We start from the raw sequence: 17,257 nt of genomic DNA, 5'->3' as shown, positions 1-17,257 counted from the left end.
TCACGGCGGTCGGACAGGTAGAACGGTCTGTCCCCCGTTCGTGGGACGTGAGGACTGCTTGCTTCGTTGCTATGCTCGCGCCTCGGACGAGGCGTACCCGACGCCAGGTCCACAGTGGGGGCACCATGAACGACACGCCGGAACACCCGGCCCTCGTCCGTCTGCGTGCCGAGCTCGACGCCGCCTGGAAGGGCATCGGCGTGCTCGGCGACATGGAGGACAGCAGCCGCGACCGTGTGGTCGCCGAGCTCCGGGCAGCGGTCCCGGACATCGCGAGCATCGCCGCCCGAGCTGCGGGGGCCGACGCCGCCGTCGCCGAGATCCGACGGTTCGCGAGCGTCGAGGTCGTGCCGAGTGACTCGGCCGTGCCGAACGCGACGATCTGGGACGACATCGTGCACTCGGCGGCAGAAGCAGCTTCGGCCGCACGCTGACACGAGGTCCAGTGAGCAGGAATGGTCGAGTCTGCCGCCCGGACCCGACAGTTCCTGCTCACTGACGAGCGCGGACGGACGACACTGACGAGCGCGGACGGACGACACGGACGAGCGCGCACGGACGACGGCGGGGGAGCCAGCCGCGTCAGTCGTCTTCGCCGAGCAACTCCTCGCGCACGCGCCGGATGTCCTCGAGCAGCGCCCCGATCAGGATCCAGTGCCGGGAGTTCGGCCGGATCACCTCGAGCGGCGCCGTGAGTGCCGGCTCCGCGACGTGCTCGTCGGGGTGCGGCGACGTCGGGACCGCCCACCGGAGCCCGGGGGACACGGTCGTCGACTCGGGGACCTCCTTCGCGGCGACCCGGGCGCTGAGCGACCGCACGTCGGCCGCGATCCGGGCGACCTCGGTGGCGATGCTCCCCACGACGGGGTCCGCACGGAGGTCGGGCGCCGTGTTGTCCTGGATCGCCCGCGTCATCCCGGTGACCCGGGTGACGAGCACACGGAGGTGTTCGGCCACGACGATGTCCTCGTCGAGGACGGTCCGGTGCCGGCCACCGCGCGGGTTCATCGTGAGGGACTCGCGGGCGGCGGTGAGCGAGGCCTCGGCTCGGGCGTGCTGCTGCCGGAGCGCCCTGGCCTGCAGGAGTGCCTCGTGCCAGCGGTCCTGGTCCCAGCCCTCGGTGAGTCCGATCGCCACCCGCTCGAACGCGGCGGCGGTGTCCCGGGCGAGCCGCGCGACCGCGAGGTGCGCCGGGCCGAGCAGCACCGGTGGCACGACGAGGGCGTTCACGATGAGGGCGACGATCGCTCCGAGGACGGTCTCGAGGATCCGGTCGGCCGAGTAGTTCGGCGTGACGACGCCCGCGGTGAGCACGAGCATGCCGCTGATGCCGACCTGCGTCGCCGAGGTCGGGGTGAGCCGGAGGGCCCAGGCGATGAGGATCGCGAGCACGATGACGAGCAGGACGACCCACACGGAGTCGCCGAGCCACAGGTGGAACCCGGTGGCCAGCACGACCCCGAGGACGACCCCGGCGCTGCGCTCGAGTCCCTTCACGAACGACTGGTTGATGCTCGGCTGGACCACGAGCAGCGCGGCGATCGCGGCGAAGGTCGGGAACGGACCGTGGATGAGCAACCGGCACAGCAGCACGGCGGCGACCACCGCGACCGCGGTCTTGACGACCTGCAGGAACGGCGTGCGACTGGAGCTGCGGAGACGCGCGACCGGGTTCACGACGACCACGGTAGCCACGGTGCGCGCGCCGAGCCGTGCACGAACGCGACGAATCCGGCCCTGTCCGGTTGACTGGTCTCGTGTGGCCCAACCATGAGCGCGTCATCCCGCAGGCCTTCGCCGGCTCCGGGACCTCCGTGGTGGCCGCACGCGCGCACTCGGTCGAACCCTCGGGCAACGGGTACCTGTACGGCTACGAGGTCGACACCGTGGACCGCAACGGCCAGCGCGCCACGGTCCTGACCTACGTGGACACCGGTGGGACGCACGACCAGAACAGCGCGATCGTCACGGACCCGGCGACGGGGGAGCCCGTCTCGGTGTGGGCGTACCCGAACGACCCCGGGCTGCCGGTGCTGCCCCAGGTGACGTACCGCGACGCCGTCGCCGAGCTCCTCACGACGCTCGGCATGCCGGTCACCGACCCGACCCTCACGGTCGCGGCCTACCGCCCCGGCAAGCGCGCCGTGGTGCGGGTCGACGCTGCCGAGGGGACGCTCTTCCTCAAGGTCGTGCGCCCGCACCGGGTGGCCCCGATCGAGAAGTCGCACGAGCAGTTCGTCGCGGCCGGGCTGCCGGTGCCGCGGGTGCTGTCGAGCCGGGGGGACGGTCTACTGGTCCTCGAGCGCATCCGCGGTGTCCCCGCCGGCAGTCGGATCCTCGAGATCGCGGACGACCCGCGGTTCGTGGCCTCGCTCGCGGCGCTCACCGGTCGGATCGCGACGGTCCCGATGACGCAGCAGGCCCGCGCGGACGCGATGGACCACGCCGACTGGCACCGACGCACCCTCGTCGCCGCGCTGCCGCAGGACGCCGAGGAGATCGACTCCCTGTACGACGCCATCGGACGACGCTCGATCGGCTGGGCGACGGCGACGAAGCAGGTCGTCCACGGCGACCTGCACCTCGAGCAGGTCTTCGTCGACGAGGACGAGCCGTGGCGCATCTCCGGTCTGCTCGACATCGACACGGCGGGCTGGGGCTACCCGGTGCGCGACATCGGCGCCGTGGTGGCGCACCTCGTCGTCACCGGGCTGTGGCACCGCTCCCGGGGCGACGCGGATCGCGGGGCGGCCGCCGAGCGCCTCGCCGACGCCGTCGCCCGCGACTGGGTCGCTCGGAACCCCGACCAGTCGGACCGGATCGGCCCGGCGATCGGCGCGCAGCTGCTCGCGCACGCGGGCGGCCAGGCCACGACCGGGTCTGCCAACGGCATCCACACCGCGGAGCAGCTGCTGGCAGCGACGCAGGCGGCGCTCGCCGAGGCGACGCCGATCGTCCCGTCCGACGGCCTGCTGCGGCCGCGGTCCGCACCACAGGCCTGACGCGACCACCTGCGGGACGGCGGTCGCGAGGCGGGTCCGCACCGCGCCTCCCGGATCCGACAGGAGGTGGATCCCAGGAGGCGCGACTCGCGCGGGCGTCGTCGAGTCGCCTCCGTCGGTGGTCGAGGAGTAAACTGAACGAGCACGCACCGCGTTCCCGCGTGCCGCGTCGATTCCGGACGCAGCAGTCGGTCACTTGACCGACGTGGGGACCGGGTCCGTGAGCGCTCCGAGGGGGCACCACGTGCGTGTGACGGCGCCGGATCCCGGCGCGGACCGTTGCATCCGGCCCCACCCGGTGGCCGCGATGGGAACGGTCCGCGGGACTCCACGTCCCCCGGACGGGGACCGGCGAAGCGGTGGGCCACGGTGGCCCACGGACACCGGAGCCGTGCCAGGCACCGGTCCAGGACTTCCGCCCCGAGGGGCGGCTCGCCCGCACGAACGGGCGGAACAGGAGGAGCGTTGGCTCGATCAGGCACCCGGCGAGCAGCCGGCGGGACGCGGACCGCGTCGCGTCGCACCAGGCCGCTCGACAACGACGGCGTCATCCCCGTCCTCGCCCGCGCCGTGCGCGAGGTCGAGGCGGCGGCGCAGCGAGGTCCGCTGAAGGCGTCGAACCGTTCGAAGTTCCAGGCGGTCGCCCTGCTCATGCGCGAGGAACGCGCACGGGTCAAGGCGGACACCGAACTCACCGACTCGCAGCGCGCCGAGCAGCTGAAGCGGCTCGACGGTGTGGCGACGATCCTCGCGAAGACCGCGGCGCGGGACACCAGCGTGATCCAGCTCTTGACGGAAGAGGCGTCGGTCAGCGAGACGACCCGCGCCGTCAAGCGCGACATGATGATCGCGGGCGGCATGGAGCTGCAGCCCGAGGAACTCGTCATCGCTGCGGAACCCTCGCCGACGGTGGAGACCCCGGTGCGAGCCGTCGTGCCGCAGTCGGTCGTGCAGCGACAGCTCGCCAACCCGTTCCTGCCGCCGGACTTCGCGCTCGCCGACCAGCCCGTGGCGCACCCGCGTCGTCTGGCGAACTGGGAGCTGTTCGGCCCGCTGTTCAAGTCCTTCGAGTACGGCGCGGGCGGGGGAGCGGCGACGATGCCGCTGCCGGAGCCCACGACGCTGCACTCGCGTTCGGGCACGACGCTCATGAAGCACCAGGCGGAGCTCATCGCCGCCGTGGCCGAGGGCCACCGCACGTTCCTGCTCGCCGACGAGCCCGGTCTCGGCAAGACCGCGCAGTCGCTCCTCGCCGCCGAGGCCGCGAACGCGTTCCCGCTGCTGGTGGTCGTGCCGAACGTCGTGAAGACGAACTGGAAGCGCGAGGCCGCCCGCTGGGTCCCGAACCGCTCCGCCACGGTGATCCACGGTGACGGGGACGACCTCGACGGGTTCGCCGACATCGTCATCGTGAACTACGAGATCCTCGACCGGCACGCCGGTTGGCTCGGGAACTTCGGGTTCAAGGGCATGGTCGTCGACGAAGCGCACTTCATCAAGAACAAGGACTCGCAGCGCTCGCGGTTCGTGCTGCAGATCGCCGAGGCGATCCGGTCCCGCACCGCGTCGCCGCTGCTGATGGCCCTCACCGGCACGCCGCTGATCAACTCGGTCGAGGACTTCCGCACCATCTGGGAGTACCTCGGGTGGATCGACGACAAGAAGCCGCGCGCCAAGCTCATGAACGAGCTCGAGGAGATCGGCCTGACACCGGCCGACCCCGGGTTCTTCGTCGAGGCCCGCAAGGCCGTCATCGACCAGGGCATCGTCCGCCGCCGCAAGGTCGACGTCGCCGCGGACATCCCGGCACGCCGGATCGCCGACATCCCCGTCGAACTCGACGACGAGGTCGGCCGCTCGATCCGCGACGCCGAGCGCGAGCTCACCGCGAAGCTCGTCCGTCGGTACCACCAGGCGCTCGACGCGCGCACCGGCCAGGACCCGGTCGTCGGCATCGACCACAAGCTCGTCCGCCAGGTCGCGCGGTGGGAACTCGAGGACCAGGACGCCTCGCCGACCGGCGAGAACGTGTTCTCGATGGTGCGGCGGATCGGTCGTGCCAAGGCGCAGCTCGCGGCGGACTACGCGGCGCAGCTGGCCTCGAACGTCGGCAAGGTCGTGTTCTTCGCGAAGCACCTCGACGTCATGGACCAGGCGGAAGAGGTCTTCGCACGTCGACACCTCCGGACCGCGACGATCCGCGGGGATCAGACGCCGGCGCAGCGCACGGCGGAGATCGACTCGTTCGTGAACGACCCCGACGTCGCCGTGATCGTCTGCTCGCTCACCGCCGCGGGCGTCGGCCTCAACCTGCAGGTCTCGTCCAACGTGGTGCTCGCCGAGCTGTCGTGGACGAGCGCTGAGCAGACCCAGGCGATCGACCGCGTGCACCGCATCGGGCAGGAAGAACCCGTGACCGCCTGGCGGATCATCGCGGCCCAGACGATCGACACCAAGATCGCCGAGCTCATCGACTCGAAGGCGTCCCTGGCCGCCCGCGCGCTCGACGGCTCGGACGAGGAGATCGTCGACTCGGGCGACATCCAGCTCGACGCGATGGCGGCGCTGCTGACCGAGGCGCTGGAGCGCGGAAGCAAGTAGCGCCCGCCGCCGGCACAACGCGCCCCGCAACAGTCATCGCGCCCCGTTTCCACGGGGCGCGATGCACGTTACGGGGTGCGCGGCGTCAGATGCGCGACTGCACCTCGGCCAGCGACGGGTTCGTCGCCGTGCTGCCGTCCGGGAACACCAGCGTCGGCACGGTCTGGTTGCCGCCGTTCACCTCGGCGACGAGCTCGGCCGTGCCGGGCGTCTGCTCGATGTCGACCTCGCGGTAGGGGACACCGGCCTTCGACATCTGGTTCTTCAGGCGTGCGCAGTAGCCGCACCAGCTGGTGGTGAACATCGTGACGGCGCCGGCCTCCGGCACGAACGCGTCGCGGGTGATCGTCTCGCTCATGCGCTCAGGGTAACCCCGCCGGTTCGGGGAACACGGCGAAGCCCTGGTAGACAGGAGCGCGTGAGTGACACGCACCTCGAGATCGAGCGGACCTACGACCTCCCCGAGGGTGGTGCCCTGCCCGACCTCGTCGGCATCGGCGGCATCATCCGCACCGAGCACCAGGAGCCGTTCGACCTCGACGCGACCTACTGGGACACCGAGCGGTACGACCTCGTGGCGGCCCACGTGACGGTGCGACGCCGCACGGGTGGCCCCGATGCCGGCTGGCACATCAAGCGCGCCTCGTCGGACACCGTCCGGCACGAGCAGCACTTCCCGCTCACCGACGACGCCGACGCCGTCCCGGACGAGGTCCTCGCCGCACTGTTCACCGAGCGTCGTGGTCGTGGCCTCCGGCCCGTCGTCCGGATCGCGACCACCCGCACCGTGACGCGGCTGCTCGACGAGGACGGCGACCAGGTCGCCGAGCTCGCGGACGACCAGGTCCGCGCGACACGGCTCGACGACGAGGCACCCGAGAGTCCGCGCACCTGGCGCGAGGTCGAGGTCGAGATCGTCGGCGGGGTCGACCCGCAGGTCGCCCACGAACTCTTCTCGTCGCTGGACGGGCGCTTCGCCGCCGTCGGCGCCGGCCCCGCCGCCGTCTCGTCCAAGCTGGCACGTGGGCTGGCAGGAGCACCGGCACCGCGCCTCCAGGCCGAGGACAAGCCGGACAAGGGAACGACCGCACGCGTGCTGGTGAAGCGGCTGCGGAAGCTGCGCGGAGCGCTGCTCGTCCAGGAGGCGCGGCTTCGCTCCGGCGACGCCACCGACCTCCGGCAGGCGGCCGAGACCGCCCTCGAGATCGCCGCGATCCTCGGTGCGTACCGACCGGCGTTCGCCGACGGCGATGCCGTCGATCGAGCGGTGGAGGGTGCGGACGGACTCGCGGAGGTCACGGCGCGCGCCGCCCTCGCCGAGTACCTCGTCGACCGACTGCCGCGCGCGTCGACCCCGGCGCAGGACGAACTCGTCGACGCCATGACGCGCGAGCGGATCCTGGCGGCCACCCGGGAACGTCGCAGCCAGGCGGTCCGGGACGTCGTGGCGTTCCTGCACGGTGAGCCGTTCCTCGAGCTCCTCGACGCCCTCGACGACGCGGTCGAGCGTCCCGCACCGACCGCGTGGGCACTCCGGTCGCCGAAGAAGGTCGCGCAGGACGTCGGTGCCGAGCTGAAGCCCGAGGTCCGCGAACTCGTGCGGGCCGCGGTCGCCGACGACACCTCGGACACCGCTGCGGCGCGTGAGGCCGCCGACCGTGCCACGACCGAAGCCGCCTGGCAGGCGACGATGCGGGCGCGGCTGGCGATGGACGTGCTCGGCGACGACGCGTTCCCGCACGCGCTGTGGAAGCGCATCGGGACGGCCGCCGACGTGCTCACCGAGCGGGTGCGGTCGCTGCACGCGCTCGACACGCTCCGGACGAACGCCGCGATCGCCGAGCGCGGTGGTGAGGGCACGTTCGGGTACGGCGTGCTCGCGGGTGACCGGGTGCGCCTGGCCGAGGAGTCCTACGACGAGGCGGTGCACGCGCTCAATCGCGTGTGAGCCCTGAGCCCTGGGCCCTGGGCCCTGGGCGCGCGGGGCGCGGGGCGCGCGGGTGCGCGCTGTTCGTCTGGTGAGCAGAAATGGTCGGGTGCCCGCGAGCAACCCGACCGTTTCTGCTCACCGGATGGTCAGGACGCGGGCGTCTCCTCCGCGGGCGCCTCCTCTGCGGGCGCCTGGTCCGCCAGCCCGAGGACGTCGAGGAGCCAGGCCAGCTCGAACGCCCGCTCCTTCCACGAGTCGTACCGCCCGCTGACACCGCCGTGACCCGCGGCCATCTCGGTCTTGAGGAGCACCGGAGCGCCGACCTCCCGCAGCCTGGCGGTCCACTTCGCCGGCTCGACGTACAGCACCCGGGTGTCGTTGATGGAGGTCACGGCGAGGATCTTCGGGTACCGCACGTCGTCGCGGACGTTCTCGTACGGCGAGTACTCGCTCATGTACCGGTAGACCTCGGGATCGTGCAGCGGATCGCCCCACTCGTCCCACTCGATGACCGTGAGCGGCAGGTCCGGGTCGAGGATGCTCGTCAGCGCGTCGACGAAGGGCACCGCCGCGAGGATGCCGGCGAACCGTTCCGGAGCGAGGTTGGCGACGGCACCCATGAGCAGCCCGCCCGCGCTGCCACCCTCGGCGACGAGACGGTCGGCGGTGGTGCGCCCGGTGTCGATCAGGTGCGTGGCGACCGCGACGAAGTCCGAGAAGGTGTTCTTCTTCGTCAGGGTCTTGCCGTTCTCGTACCAGTGCCGGCCGAGCTCGCCGCCACCGCGCACGTGGGCGACGGCGAACACGACGCCACGGTCGAGCATCGAGAGACGCATGACGCTGAAGCCGGGGTCGATCGAGTGCTCGTACGACCCGTAGCCGTACAGGTGGAGGGGGGCCGGGCGCGCGGTGTCGACCGCGTCACGGCGCCACACCAGGGAGATCGGCACGCGGGTGCCGTCGTCGGCGGTGGCCCAGTCGCGTTCCTGGACGTAGTCGGCCGGGTCGTAGCCGCCGAGCACGGGCTGGCGTTTCAGGACCGTGACCTCGCCGGTCGCGAGGTCGAGGTCGCTCACCTCGGAGGGGGTGACGAAGGACGTGAACCCGATCCGGAGCGTCGGCTGGTCCCACTCCGGGTTGCCGCCGAGTCCGGCCGAGAACAGGGTCTCGTCGAAGGGGACCTCGTGCGCGTCGCCGAAGCCGTCGCCCTCGATCGGGATGACGGCGACGCGGGGGAGCGCTTCGGACCGGTACTCGAGCGCGAGGTGCCCGGCGAAGGCGTCGACCGACTCGATGCGGCGCTCGGCGTGGTGGGCGACGACGACGCGCCGGTCGCGCTCCGACGTGGGGTCGTCCGCGGGGACGTCGACGAGCTCGAAGTTCTCGGCGCCGTCGTTGTGCAGCACGAGGAAGCGGTCGCTGCCGCCCACGATGGCGTGCTCGATCTCGTACTCGACGCCCTCGCGCCGGGGCCACACGACCTGGAACTCGCCGGTGGGGTCGGCCGCGTCGAGGACGAGCGCTTCGGACGTGATCTTCGACCCGAGCTCGATCACGATGTACTGCGAGGACCGGGTCACACCGACGCCGACCCAGTACCGGTCGTCCGGTTCCTCGAACACGACGACGTCGTCGGCCGCCGCGCTGCCCACGGTGTGCCGCCAGATGCGGTCGGGCCGCCAGGATTCGTCGACTGTCGGGTAGAACACGAAGCGGCCGGACGGGTCGAAGGTCGCCCCGGAGCCGGTGTTCGGGATCTCGTCGCCGAGGTCGGTGCCGGTCGTGAGGTCCCGGACGTGCAGCGTGTACCGCTCGTCGCCCTCGACGTCGATGCCGTAGACCAGCCGCGTACCGTCGTCGCTGATGTCGTAGGAGCCCAGCGAGAAGAAGTCGTGCCCCGCTGCGAGCTGGTTGCCGTCGAGGACGACCTGCTCGCCTGGGAGCGTCGCCTCGCCCTCGACCACGGCCGGCGGGGTCCAGTCGTCCGGACCGGCGATCGGCGCGCGGCAGTGCACGCCGTACTGGCTGCCCTCGGCCGTGCGGGTGAAGTACCACCAGTCGCCCATGCGGACGGGCACCGAGAGGTCGGTCTCCTGCACGCGGTTCTTCACCTCGGCGAAGATCCGGTCGCGCAGCCCGTCGAGGTGCGCCGTCGCCTGCTCGGTGTGGGCGTTCTCGGCTTCGAGGTAGGCCAGGGTGTCCGGCGACTCCTTGTCGCGCAGCCACTCGTAGTCGTCGACGAAGTCGATGCCGTGGTGGGTCCGCGTGACGGGCCGCTTGTCGGCGGTGGGCGGGGTGGCCTGGGCGTGCTCGCTGCTCACCACCCCACCCTATTCGCCCGGTGCGTGACGGCGTCGTGGACGCGGTCGGGGAAGGCCGTCAGTTCGTCGGCGACGGCGACCGCCACCCATGCCCGGCGTCGACGCCGTTCGGTGGCCGGCCGCAGCACGCCGGCGCGGCACAGGTCGTCCGTGACGGTGTCGATCGTCCGGGAGTCGTCGCCGAGCAGCTGCTCGAGGCGGTCCTCGGTGACGACGGGATCGTCGACGGCCCGGAGGACCGGCGGCGTCGCGACCGCGGCCTCGTCGAGGAGCAGCGCCGTCACGGTGGCTTCGTCGCAGACCGTCCCGAGGGCGATCGCGAGGTCGCGGACCCACTCGTCGACCGCGCCCCGCCGGTAACGGTCGAGGTGCCAGAAGTACCGGTCGCGTTCGGCGACCAGGGCGGTCGCGACCGGTGCCGCTACTACGCGGGCGAGGCCACGACGGCGGAGCACGGCGGCGACGAGGGCCCGACCGATGCGCCCGTTGCCGTCGGTGAACGGGTGGATCGACTCGAACTGCGCGTGCGCGATGGCCGCCTGCGCGATCGGGTGCAGGTCGTCGCGGTGGAGGAACTCGAACAGGTCGTCCATCAGCTCGGGCACGAGTGCGGGAGGTGGCGGGACGTGGCGTGCGAGCCGGGGCGTGGCGCCGCCGCCGATCCAGTTCTGCACGTCCCGCCAGCGGCCGGCGTACCGACCGTCGAGCGGATCGTCGCGCATGAGTCGGAGGTGGGCCGCGAGCAGCGCCTGTTCCGAGATCATGCCCGAGGCCGCGGACGACACGAGCGTCTCGAGCGCCGCGCCCGCCCGGACCATCACCGTCGCGCTCTGGTTCGACCGGACGCCGACCACCGCCCGCGCGAGGTCGTCGAGCGTGGCGTGCTCGTCCTCGATGCGGGAGGAGGCGACCGCGTCGGTCCGGGCGAGCAGACGGCCGAGTACGGCGAGCCGGTCGCCGTGCTGCCCGTCGAGGTCCGCGACGGTGGCCGCTGCCCGGTCGAGCAGTGCTGCGGTGTCGGCGTCCGGGGCCCAGGGCAGCCGGGCGATCCGCGGGGGGATCGACGCCACCACCGATGTCGTCTCGCGGTCGTGCCGTGGACCGCGCACGCCGCTGCGCCAGGGGAGCGTGACGGTGGTGTGGGACGGCCAGGGGTGCTCGGTGCGGGGCATCGGTTCCTCCACGGTGGACGAGACGGGACGACGCCTCGACGCTAGAGCGGCACCGGTCACCGCCGCGAGGAATCTGCATGTCGTGTGCACGGCCGCGGTGTCCGTCCCCGTCGGTACCGTGGTGGCATGAGCAACTCCTTCGTCGTGACGAACGCGCACGTGGTCCCCGTCACCGCCCCCGAGTTCGACGGCGGTGCCGTCGTGGTCGAGGACGGTCGCATCACCGCGATCGGCCCGGACGTCTCACCGCCCGACGGTCTGCCGGTCGTCGACGCGGCGGGGGCGTGGCTCGTCCCCGGCTTCGTCGAGTCGCACGGACACGTCGGCATCCACGAGGAGGCGAACGGCGAGGCGGGCAACGACACGAACGAGATGACCGGTCCGAACATGGCCGGGGTCCGGGCGATCGACGCGATCGACATCGACGACGAGGGGTTCCGTGACGCCCTCGCCGGCGGCATCACCTCGATCGTCGTCAAGCCGGGCTCGGGCAACCCGATCGGCGGCCAGACCGTCGCGATCAAGACCTGGGGCGGCCGCACGATCGACGAGCAGCTCATCTCCGACGCGGTGAGCGTCAAGAGCGCCCTGGGGGAGAACCCGAAGCGCGTGTACGGCGGCAAGGGTCAGACCCCGTCCACCCGACTCGGCGTCGCGAAGATCATCCGCGACGCGTTCGTGGACGCCCAGAACTACCGTGCCGCCCGCGACGCCGCGGAGGCGAAGGGCGACCCGTTCGCTCGCGACCTGACGAAGGAGACGCTCGTCCGCGTGCTCGACGGCGAGCTCGCGTGGGACCAGCACACCCACCGTCACGACGACATCGCGACCGCGATCCGACTGGCCGAGGAGTTCGGCTACCGCCTGGTCGTGAACCACGGCACCGAGGCGCACAAGGTCGCGCACGTCCTCGCCGAGAAGGACATCCCCGTCATCTACGGACCGCTCTTCACCAGCCGTTCGAAGGTCGAGCTCCGCGACCGCGGCATCCCGAACCTCGCGGCCATCGCCGCGGCCGGGGTGCGCGTCGCGATCACTACCGACGCCCCCGTCGTGCCGATCGGGATGCTCGTCGACCAGGCCACCGCCGCCGTGAAGGAGGGGCTGCCCCGGCAGACCGCGCTCGAGGCGCTCACGACGAACCCCGCCGACTTCCTCGGGTTCGGGGACCGCGTCGGCCGCCTCGCCGAGGGCTACGACGCCGACCTCGTCCTGTGGGACGGCGACCCGCTCGACGCGACCAGCCGCGCGACGCGCGTCTGGATCGAGGGCGAGTCCGTCTTCGAGTGGGCCGACGGCACGGGCGTCACCACCCCGCGCTGGTAGCGATCCGTGCCGGACGGGAGGCGCGGGACGGGCCCGCACCGCGCGTCCCGTCCGTCACGTGGTCACGTCCAGGGCGAGACTCGCCTCAGACCTCGCGCGCCAGCAGGAAGTCGTTGATCCGGGTCGTGAGCTCCGCGTCGATCGCCCGCTCGACGCCGTTCACCGACCGGATCGGCGCCGCCTGGCGGACGCTCGAGACGAGCCAAGCGGCGTCGGCCGCGTGGAAGTCGTCCAGCGTGACGAGCTCGTAGGCCGTCTCGAGCCCTGCGTCCTCGGCGAAGCGGAACACGTCCGCCTGCGTGGTCCCGTCGAGGATTCCGATGTCGGTCCGCGGCGTCACGAGCCGGCCGCCGACGGACAGGACGAGGTTCGCGCGCGTGCCCTCGAGCACGTAGCCGTCCGTCGAGACGAACACGGCGTCGTCCGCGCCACGGCGGACGGCCTCGCGGAGTGCCGCCATGTTCACGGCGTAGGACAGCGTCTTCGCGCCCTGCAGCAGCCACGGGGACGTCCGCTCGACGTCGTGCCGGTAGCCGCGGTCGAGCGTGACGACCGAGATGCCCTCGGTGCGCGCGGCCGTCGAGTCGGGGGACGGTGCCGCGTAGACCCACCCCGTCGGGCGCTCCGATCCCTCGACCCCACGGGTGAGGACGGTCTTCACGAAGGCCTCGCGCACGGGGTCGAGCCGCGCGCAGACGCCCTCGACGGCCTGCCGCCACGCGTCGGTGTCCGGTGCGGGCAGGTCCAGCTTCGCCGCCGAGCGGCCGAAGCGGGCGAGGTGTGCCTCGAGCGCCTGCGGATGTCCGTCGACCACGGTGATCGTCTCGAAGACGCCGTCGCCGCGCGTGATGCCGAGGTCCTGCACCTGGACGTGCTCCTCGAGCGGCTTCGCCCACGTGAACGCGTCCGCTGCCGGGTCGTGCGGGGCGCGGTCGCGGGAGGGCTGGTTCAGGACGGCGAGGACGGTTTCGGTCATGCCCCCATCCAACCGCAGCCCGGCCGGGAAGGCCCTAGCCGGCTTCGGGCAGCGCGCCCAGGAGCTTCCACACCGCCGGCGTCAGCTCGGGGTGCTGCAGGGCGATGCGACGGAGCCGGTGGTACTCCTCGCCCAGACGCGTGCCCTGCCCGGAGGCGGGGTGCATCGACCACTGCGCGCTCCGCTGGCCGATCGCGGCGTCCAGTTCGACGGCGTCGGCACGGAGGATCAGCACGACCTGTTCGTCCACGGTGGGGAGCGTCGGCATGAACTCCCACGGGTCCTCGCCCTGGCGGCTGCGGTGCTCGACGATCATCGAGATCTCCTCGGCCGCCTCGGCGCGCAGCACTTCGAGGCTGCGCCCGGCCCTGCCCGGCTCAGCCATGGTGCCCCCGCAGCACGCCTGCCATGGAAAAAGCGTACGCCACTTCTCGGGCCCGACCGGACGCCCGCACCCGGTCGCGTCGGTCAGACTGGACACGTGACGGAACGTGACGCGAGCAAGTCCCAGCACCCCGCCGTGGTCGTCGTCTACCTCGTGCGTGACGGGGAGCAGGGTCCCGAGGTGCTCCTCGGCGAGAAGCGTCGCGGGCTCGGCACCGGCCGGATCGTCGGGCCGGGCGGCAAGCGGGAGCCGGGGGAGACCGCCGTCGAGACGGCGGTGCGCGAGGTCGCCGAAGAGGTCGGCCTGCGGCTCGACGCGGCGGACCTGGAGGCGCGGGGCACGTTGGACTACAGGTTCCCGTACCGCCCGTCCTGGTCCCAGGTCTCGGACGTCTTCGTCTGCCGCCGCTGGCAGGGCAGCCCGTCGGGCAGCGACGAACTCGAACCACGGTGGATCCCGGTCGACGCCGTGCCCTACGACGCGATGTGGGACGACGCGAAGTACTGGCTGCCGGGCGTGCTCGACGGCGGATCGGTGCGGGCGCGGTTCACCTTCGCCGAGGACGACGCGACCGTCTCGGGCTACACCGGCACCGGGGTGGCGGCGCCGTCGCGTCCCTAGCGCGTCGGCGTCTGGGTGCGGGTGCTGCCGGTGCGGGCCTCTTCAGCGGCGGCGATGACCTCGGCGTCACCGCTCCGGCCGCCGAGCGGGCGCACGAAGAAGTCGATGATGCCGAAGACGATCGCACCGATCATCGCGAACATCGCCCAGCCGACGAACAGGCCGGCGACGTTCCGGCCGTCGGCGGGGGCGAGCAGCACGCTCGCCGCGTAGAAGCCGACCGCCAGCACCAGGAACACGACGACGACGGTGACGAGGACGCGGTGCCAGGCGATGCGGGGGTTCATGCCCTCAGGATACGCGCCGCCCGCGGCTCAGCGGTCCGCGTGCCGACCGTGCGGACGGTCGGTGCCGGTGGGGCCGGCGCTCGCGCCGGCTCCGTCGACGGCGCGACCCGACGCGTCGGGCCGACCCGCGGCCCTGGAGCCGTCCACCCGGTGGACGGGACGGGTGCGGGGGCCGGTCGCCGCGCCTCCTTGACGCTGCACCGGACCGGTGCGGTCCCCGCGCACGACGGGGATGCGACCGGTGGGCGTGGCTTCGTTCTCGAGGCCGTCGCGGCCGCCGATGAAGACGTCGCCGCCGACGCGTTCGTCCTCCCACCCGTCGTCACGGAGGACGGTCAGCGTGCCGGTCTCGGTCGAGGTGAGACCGTGGCGCTCGAGCTCGGCGTCGCGCTGCTTGCCGAGGAACTCGCGGTTCGCGTTCTGGGCGTCCTGGAACATCGTCGTCCGGCCGGTCACGATGGCGCGGATGCGTCGGCGTTCCCACCACTTCTTGCCGAAGTACCTGAGGACGAGCCCGGCACCGGCGTAGCAGGCCATCGTGATGATCCCGCGGGAGTACGACGGGCCGACGCCGTAGATCTGGTGCTTGATCATGTCGACCATGCTCGAGCCGACGACGACGTTGTTCAGCCACGCGAACGGCTCCGGCATGAACCACTTCGGGTAGGCGCCACCGGACGAGGGCATCGACAGGAAGACGAAGCAGATCATGGCCGGCGCGGCGATGAACCGGCCGACGAAGTAGCTCAGGCCGTTGACCGCGAGGCCGATCGCGACGATCCAACCCCAGGCGATGAGGACCAGCGGCACGAAGTGTCCGTGGATGGCGCCGACCACCGGTCCGGCGAGCGTGTTCGTGATGAGCGAGATCACCAGGCCACCCACGACGATGACCGCCATGCGGGTGCGGTGCCGGAGCGGCCCGCCCATGATGCCGATGAACATCGCGACCATGTACCCGCCGATGCACCAGGCGAGCATGACGTACATGGCGACCGTGCCGTACTCGTCCCATGCGGGCAGCGGTGCCAGTTCGGTCACGGTGGGGGCGGCCACCCCGATGCCGGTCAGGACGGTGCTGAGCGTCACCGGGACGAGCGAGGCGACCTGGAACTGGTGCGCCGTGGCCTTGAAGACCTCGTTCGTCGACGGGTCGTAGGCCACCGCCATGGTGCCGGCGAGCACGTCGCGCTTGGCCTGCGCCAGGGAGTCGTAGGTGTGGAACAGGTACTCGCCCGGCAGCGCCTTCTGCACCGCGGCGACGAGCGTCGGGTCGCTGCCGACGAGGGCGACGGGGACGTCGTGCGGGTGCGGGGCGTGGAACGCGAAGACGTAGCAGAGGCAGAAGCCGACGATGAAGAACAGCGGCATCCACAGCTGCAGACCGATGAGCTGGAGCGAGGGGTGCAGCGTCCCGAACCAGCGTCGGTAGGCGCTGATGCGCTGCGGCTCCGGAACGGGCGCCTGGCGGACACGACCCGCACCGCCGGAGCCGGACCGCGTGGGCCGTGTGCCGGCGACGGGGGCGCCGCGTCGGGGCTTCGAGCCACCGCGTGTCGACGGCCGCGTCGCGCGCTGCTTGGGAGCTGAGGACTGCCGCGGCCCCCCGTCACGATCCGGGAGGTCGTTGTTCCTGGGGACGTCGTTCCGCGGCGTGCTCACTCGGCGATGCGCTCCTGTTCTGGGTCGGGCCGCCAGGATACGCCCGGGATCCTGGCGGCGCGCCCGCCGGCCCGCGCCCGCGTCCGCCGCCCCCGCCCGCGCCCGCGCCGCCACCACCCGCCCGCGCCTCGCCCGCGGCCAGGCTGCCGAGCAGCGCCAGCGCCCCGGCCGAGGACGACCCCGGTTCGGCGTGGTGCACCACGAGCAGCTGCCCGTCCGTCCCGCCGATGCCGAGCTTCTCCCGCCGGAGCTCGAGCTCGCCGACCTCGGGGTGCCACATCCGTACCGTCGCCCCGGCGAGCGGTCGGACGTCGTGGCGTGCCCACAGCCGACGGAAGTCCTCGCTCCCGAGGGACAGTTCACCGACCAACGACGTGATGGCCGGGTCGTCCACACTGGTCCCGATGGAGGACCGGAACGAGGCCACCATGCCACCCATCTGCTGTTCCCAGTCCGGGTAGCGCTCCTGCTCGGTGCGTCCGAGGAACATCGTGCGCAGTCGGTTCTCGCCCGCTCGCATGCCCGGGGCCAGGGCGGACGCGAGCAGGTTCGCCGCGAGGACGTCGAACGCACGGTTCTCCACGAACGCCGGCAACCCGATGACGTCGAGCAGCTGCAGTGTGCCGGTCGGGACGCGCTCGCTCCGGACGCCGCGGGGACCCCGGACACGGTCGGGAGCTGCAGCACGTGACCCGGACGCGCTGGCGAGACCTCGCAGGTAGGCACTCGCGGTGGCGTCGAGGCCGAGCACCCGACCGATCGCGTCGAGCACCTGCCCCGACGGGTTCCGGTCGCGGCCCTGCTCCAGACGGAGGTAGTAGTCCGCGCTGATGCCGGCGAGCGTCGCCACTTCCTCGCGGCGGAGTCCCGGGGTGCGTCGCACGCCCGTGACGCGCAGGCCGGCGTCCTCCGGTCGCACGAGCGCACGTCTCGCCCGGAGGTACTCGCCGAGGGTGTTGTCGCTCACCCCTCGA

The 17,257-nt window shown here is 72.2% G+C and carries 15 protein-coding genes; 6 read left to right on the top strand and 9 right to left on the bottom strand.

All coding sequences use genetic code 11. From position 1 onward, the window contains the following. Positions 1–125: 125 nt before the first annotated feature. The gene (locus Q7F20_RS04215; RefSeq protein ID WP_305738860.1) at positions 126–434 is read left to right on the top strand and encodes a hypothetical protein; all 309 of its coding nucleotides are present in this window, start codon (positions 126–128) and stop codon (positions 432–434) included. Between the two features lie 148 nt (positions 435–582). Here the strand turns inward: Q7F20_RS04215 and Q7F20_RS04210 are convergent, their stop codons facing one another. Continuing rightward, complete coding sequence (locus tag Q7F20_RS04210) at positions 583–1,677, bottom strand: aromatic acid exporter family protein (protein WP_305738859.1); 1,095 nt, start codon at positions 1,675–1,677, stop codon at positions 583–585. A gap of 80 nt (positions 1,678–1,757) precedes the next feature. Here Q7F20_RS04210 and Q7F20_RS04205 point away from each other — a divergent pair, with 80 nt between their 5' ends. After that, positions 1,758–3,002: an aminoglycoside phosphotransferase family protein gene (locus Q7F20_RS04205; RefSeq protein ID WP_305738858.1), complete on the top strand. Its 1,245-nt coding sequence runs from the start codon at positions 1,758–1,760 to the stop codon at positions 3,000–3,002. 465 nt (positions 3,003–3,467) lie between these two features. Next, entirely contained in the window at positions 3,468–5,603 is a 2,136-nt protein-coding gene (locus Q7F20_RS04200; RefSeq protein WP_305738857.1) for a DEAD/DEAH box helicase, read from the top strand. A gap of 85 nt (positions 5,604–5,688) precedes the next feature. Here Q7F20_RS04200 and Q7F20_RS04195 read toward each other — a convergent pair whose 3' ends face one another. Then, on the bottom strand, positions 5,689–5,961 hold the full coding sequence (locus tag Q7F20_RS04195; protein ID WP_070416538.1) for a mycoredoxin: 273 nt from the start codon (positions 5,959–5,961) through the stop codon (positions 5,689–5,691). 60 nt (positions 5,962–6,021) lie between these two features. Here Q7F20_RS04195 and Q7F20_RS04190 point away from each other — a divergent pair, with 60 nt between their 5' ends. Continuing rightward, on the top strand, positions 6,022–7,551 hold the full coding sequence (locus Q7F20_RS04190) for a CYTH domain-containing protein (RefSeq protein ID WP_305738856.1): 1,530 nt from the start codon (positions 6,022–6,024) through the stop codon (positions 7,549–7,551). 128 nt (positions 7,552–7,679) lie between these two features. Here Q7F20_RS04190 and Q7F20_RS04185 read toward each other — a convergent pair whose 3' ends face one another. Next, the gene (locus Q7F20_RS04185) at positions 7,680–9,854 is read right to left on the bottom strand and encodes a S9 family peptidase (protein ID WP_305738855.1); all 2,175 of its coding nucleotides are present in this window, start codon (positions 9,852–9,854) and stop codon (positions 7,680–7,682) included. Continuing rightward, entirely contained in the window at positions 9,851–11,026 is a 1,176-nt protein-coding gene (locus Q7F20_RS04180) for a Fic family protein (protein WP_305738854.1), read from the bottom strand. The genes Q7F20_RS04185 and Q7F20_RS04180 overlap by 4 nt, the downstream gene beginning before the upstream one ends. A gap of 126 nt (positions 11,027–11,152) precedes the next feature. On the opposite strand from Q7F20_RS04180, the gene Q7F20_RS04175 reads away from it, so the two are divergent. Next, the gene (locus tag Q7F20_RS04175; RefSeq protein WP_305738853.1) at positions 11,153–12,352 is read left to right on the top strand and encodes an amidohydrolase; all 1,200 of its coding nucleotides are present in this window, start codon (positions 11,153–11,155) and stop codon (positions 12,350–12,352) included. A gap of 85 nt (positions 12,353–12,437) precedes the next feature. Here Q7F20_RS04175 and Q7F20_RS04170 read toward each other — a convergent pair whose 3' ends face one another. After that, the gene (locus Q7F20_RS04170) at positions 12,438–13,328 is read right to left on the bottom strand and encodes an aminodeoxychorismate lyase (RefSeq protein WP_305738852.1); all 891 of its coding nucleotides are present in this window, start codon (positions 13,326–13,328) and stop codon (positions 12,438–12,440) included. 34 nt (positions 13,329–13,362) lie between these two features. Next, the gene (locus Q7F20_RS04165) at positions 13,363–13,713 is read right to left on the bottom strand and encodes a tryptophan synthase subunit alpha (RefSeq protein WP_305738851.1); all 351 of its coding nucleotides are present in this window, start codon (positions 13,711–13,713) and stop codon (positions 13,363–13,365) included. A gap of 96 nt (positions 13,714–13,809) precedes the next feature. On the opposite strand from Q7F20_RS04165, the gene Q7F20_RS04160 reads away from it, so the two are divergent. Beyond that, on the top strand, positions 13,810–14,334 hold the full coding sequence (locus Q7F20_RS04160) for an 8-oxo-dGTP diphosphatase (RefSeq protein ID WP_305738850.1): 525 nt from the start codon (positions 13,810–13,812) through the stop codon (positions 14,332–14,334). Here the strand turns inward: Q7F20_RS04160 and Q7F20_RS04155 are convergent. The 3 genes from Q7F20_RS04155 to Q7F20_RS04145 are packed head-to-tail and all read right to left on the bottom strand — an operon-like array spanning position 14,331 to position 17,250. Continuing rightward, on the bottom strand, positions 14,331–14,621 hold the full coding sequence (locus tag Q7F20_RS04155; protein WP_305738849.1) for a hypothetical protein: 291 nt from the start codon (positions 14,619–14,621) through the stop codon (positions 14,331–14,333). The genes Q7F20_RS04160 and Q7F20_RS04155 overlap by 4 nt on opposite strands. A 27-nt stretch (positions 14,622–14,648) precedes the next feature. Beyond that, positions 14,649–16,283 (bottom strand): ABC transporter permease, encoded by a 1,635-nt coding sequence (locus Q7F20_RS04150; RefSeq protein ID WP_305738848.1) that lies wholly within the window; start codon positions 16,281–16,283, stop codon positions 14,649–14,651. Beyond that, the gene (locus Q7F20_RS04145; protein WP_305738847.1) at positions 16,231–17,250 is read right to left on the bottom strand and encodes a helix-turn-helix domain-containing protein; all 1,020 of its coding nucleotides are present in this window, start codon (positions 17,248–17,250) and stop codon (positions 16,231–16,233) included. The genes Q7F20_RS04150 and Q7F20_RS04145 overlap by 53 nt, the downstream gene beginning before the upstream one ends. Positions 17,251–17,257: the final 7 nt, after the last annotated feature.

It is taken from the genome of Curtobacterium sp. A7_M15, assembly GCF_030705415.1.
GTDB lineage: Bacteria > Actinomycetota > Actinomycetes > Actinomycetales > Microbacteriaceae > Curtobacterium.
This window is presented reverse-complemented; position numbering and strand designations above follow the sequence as displayed.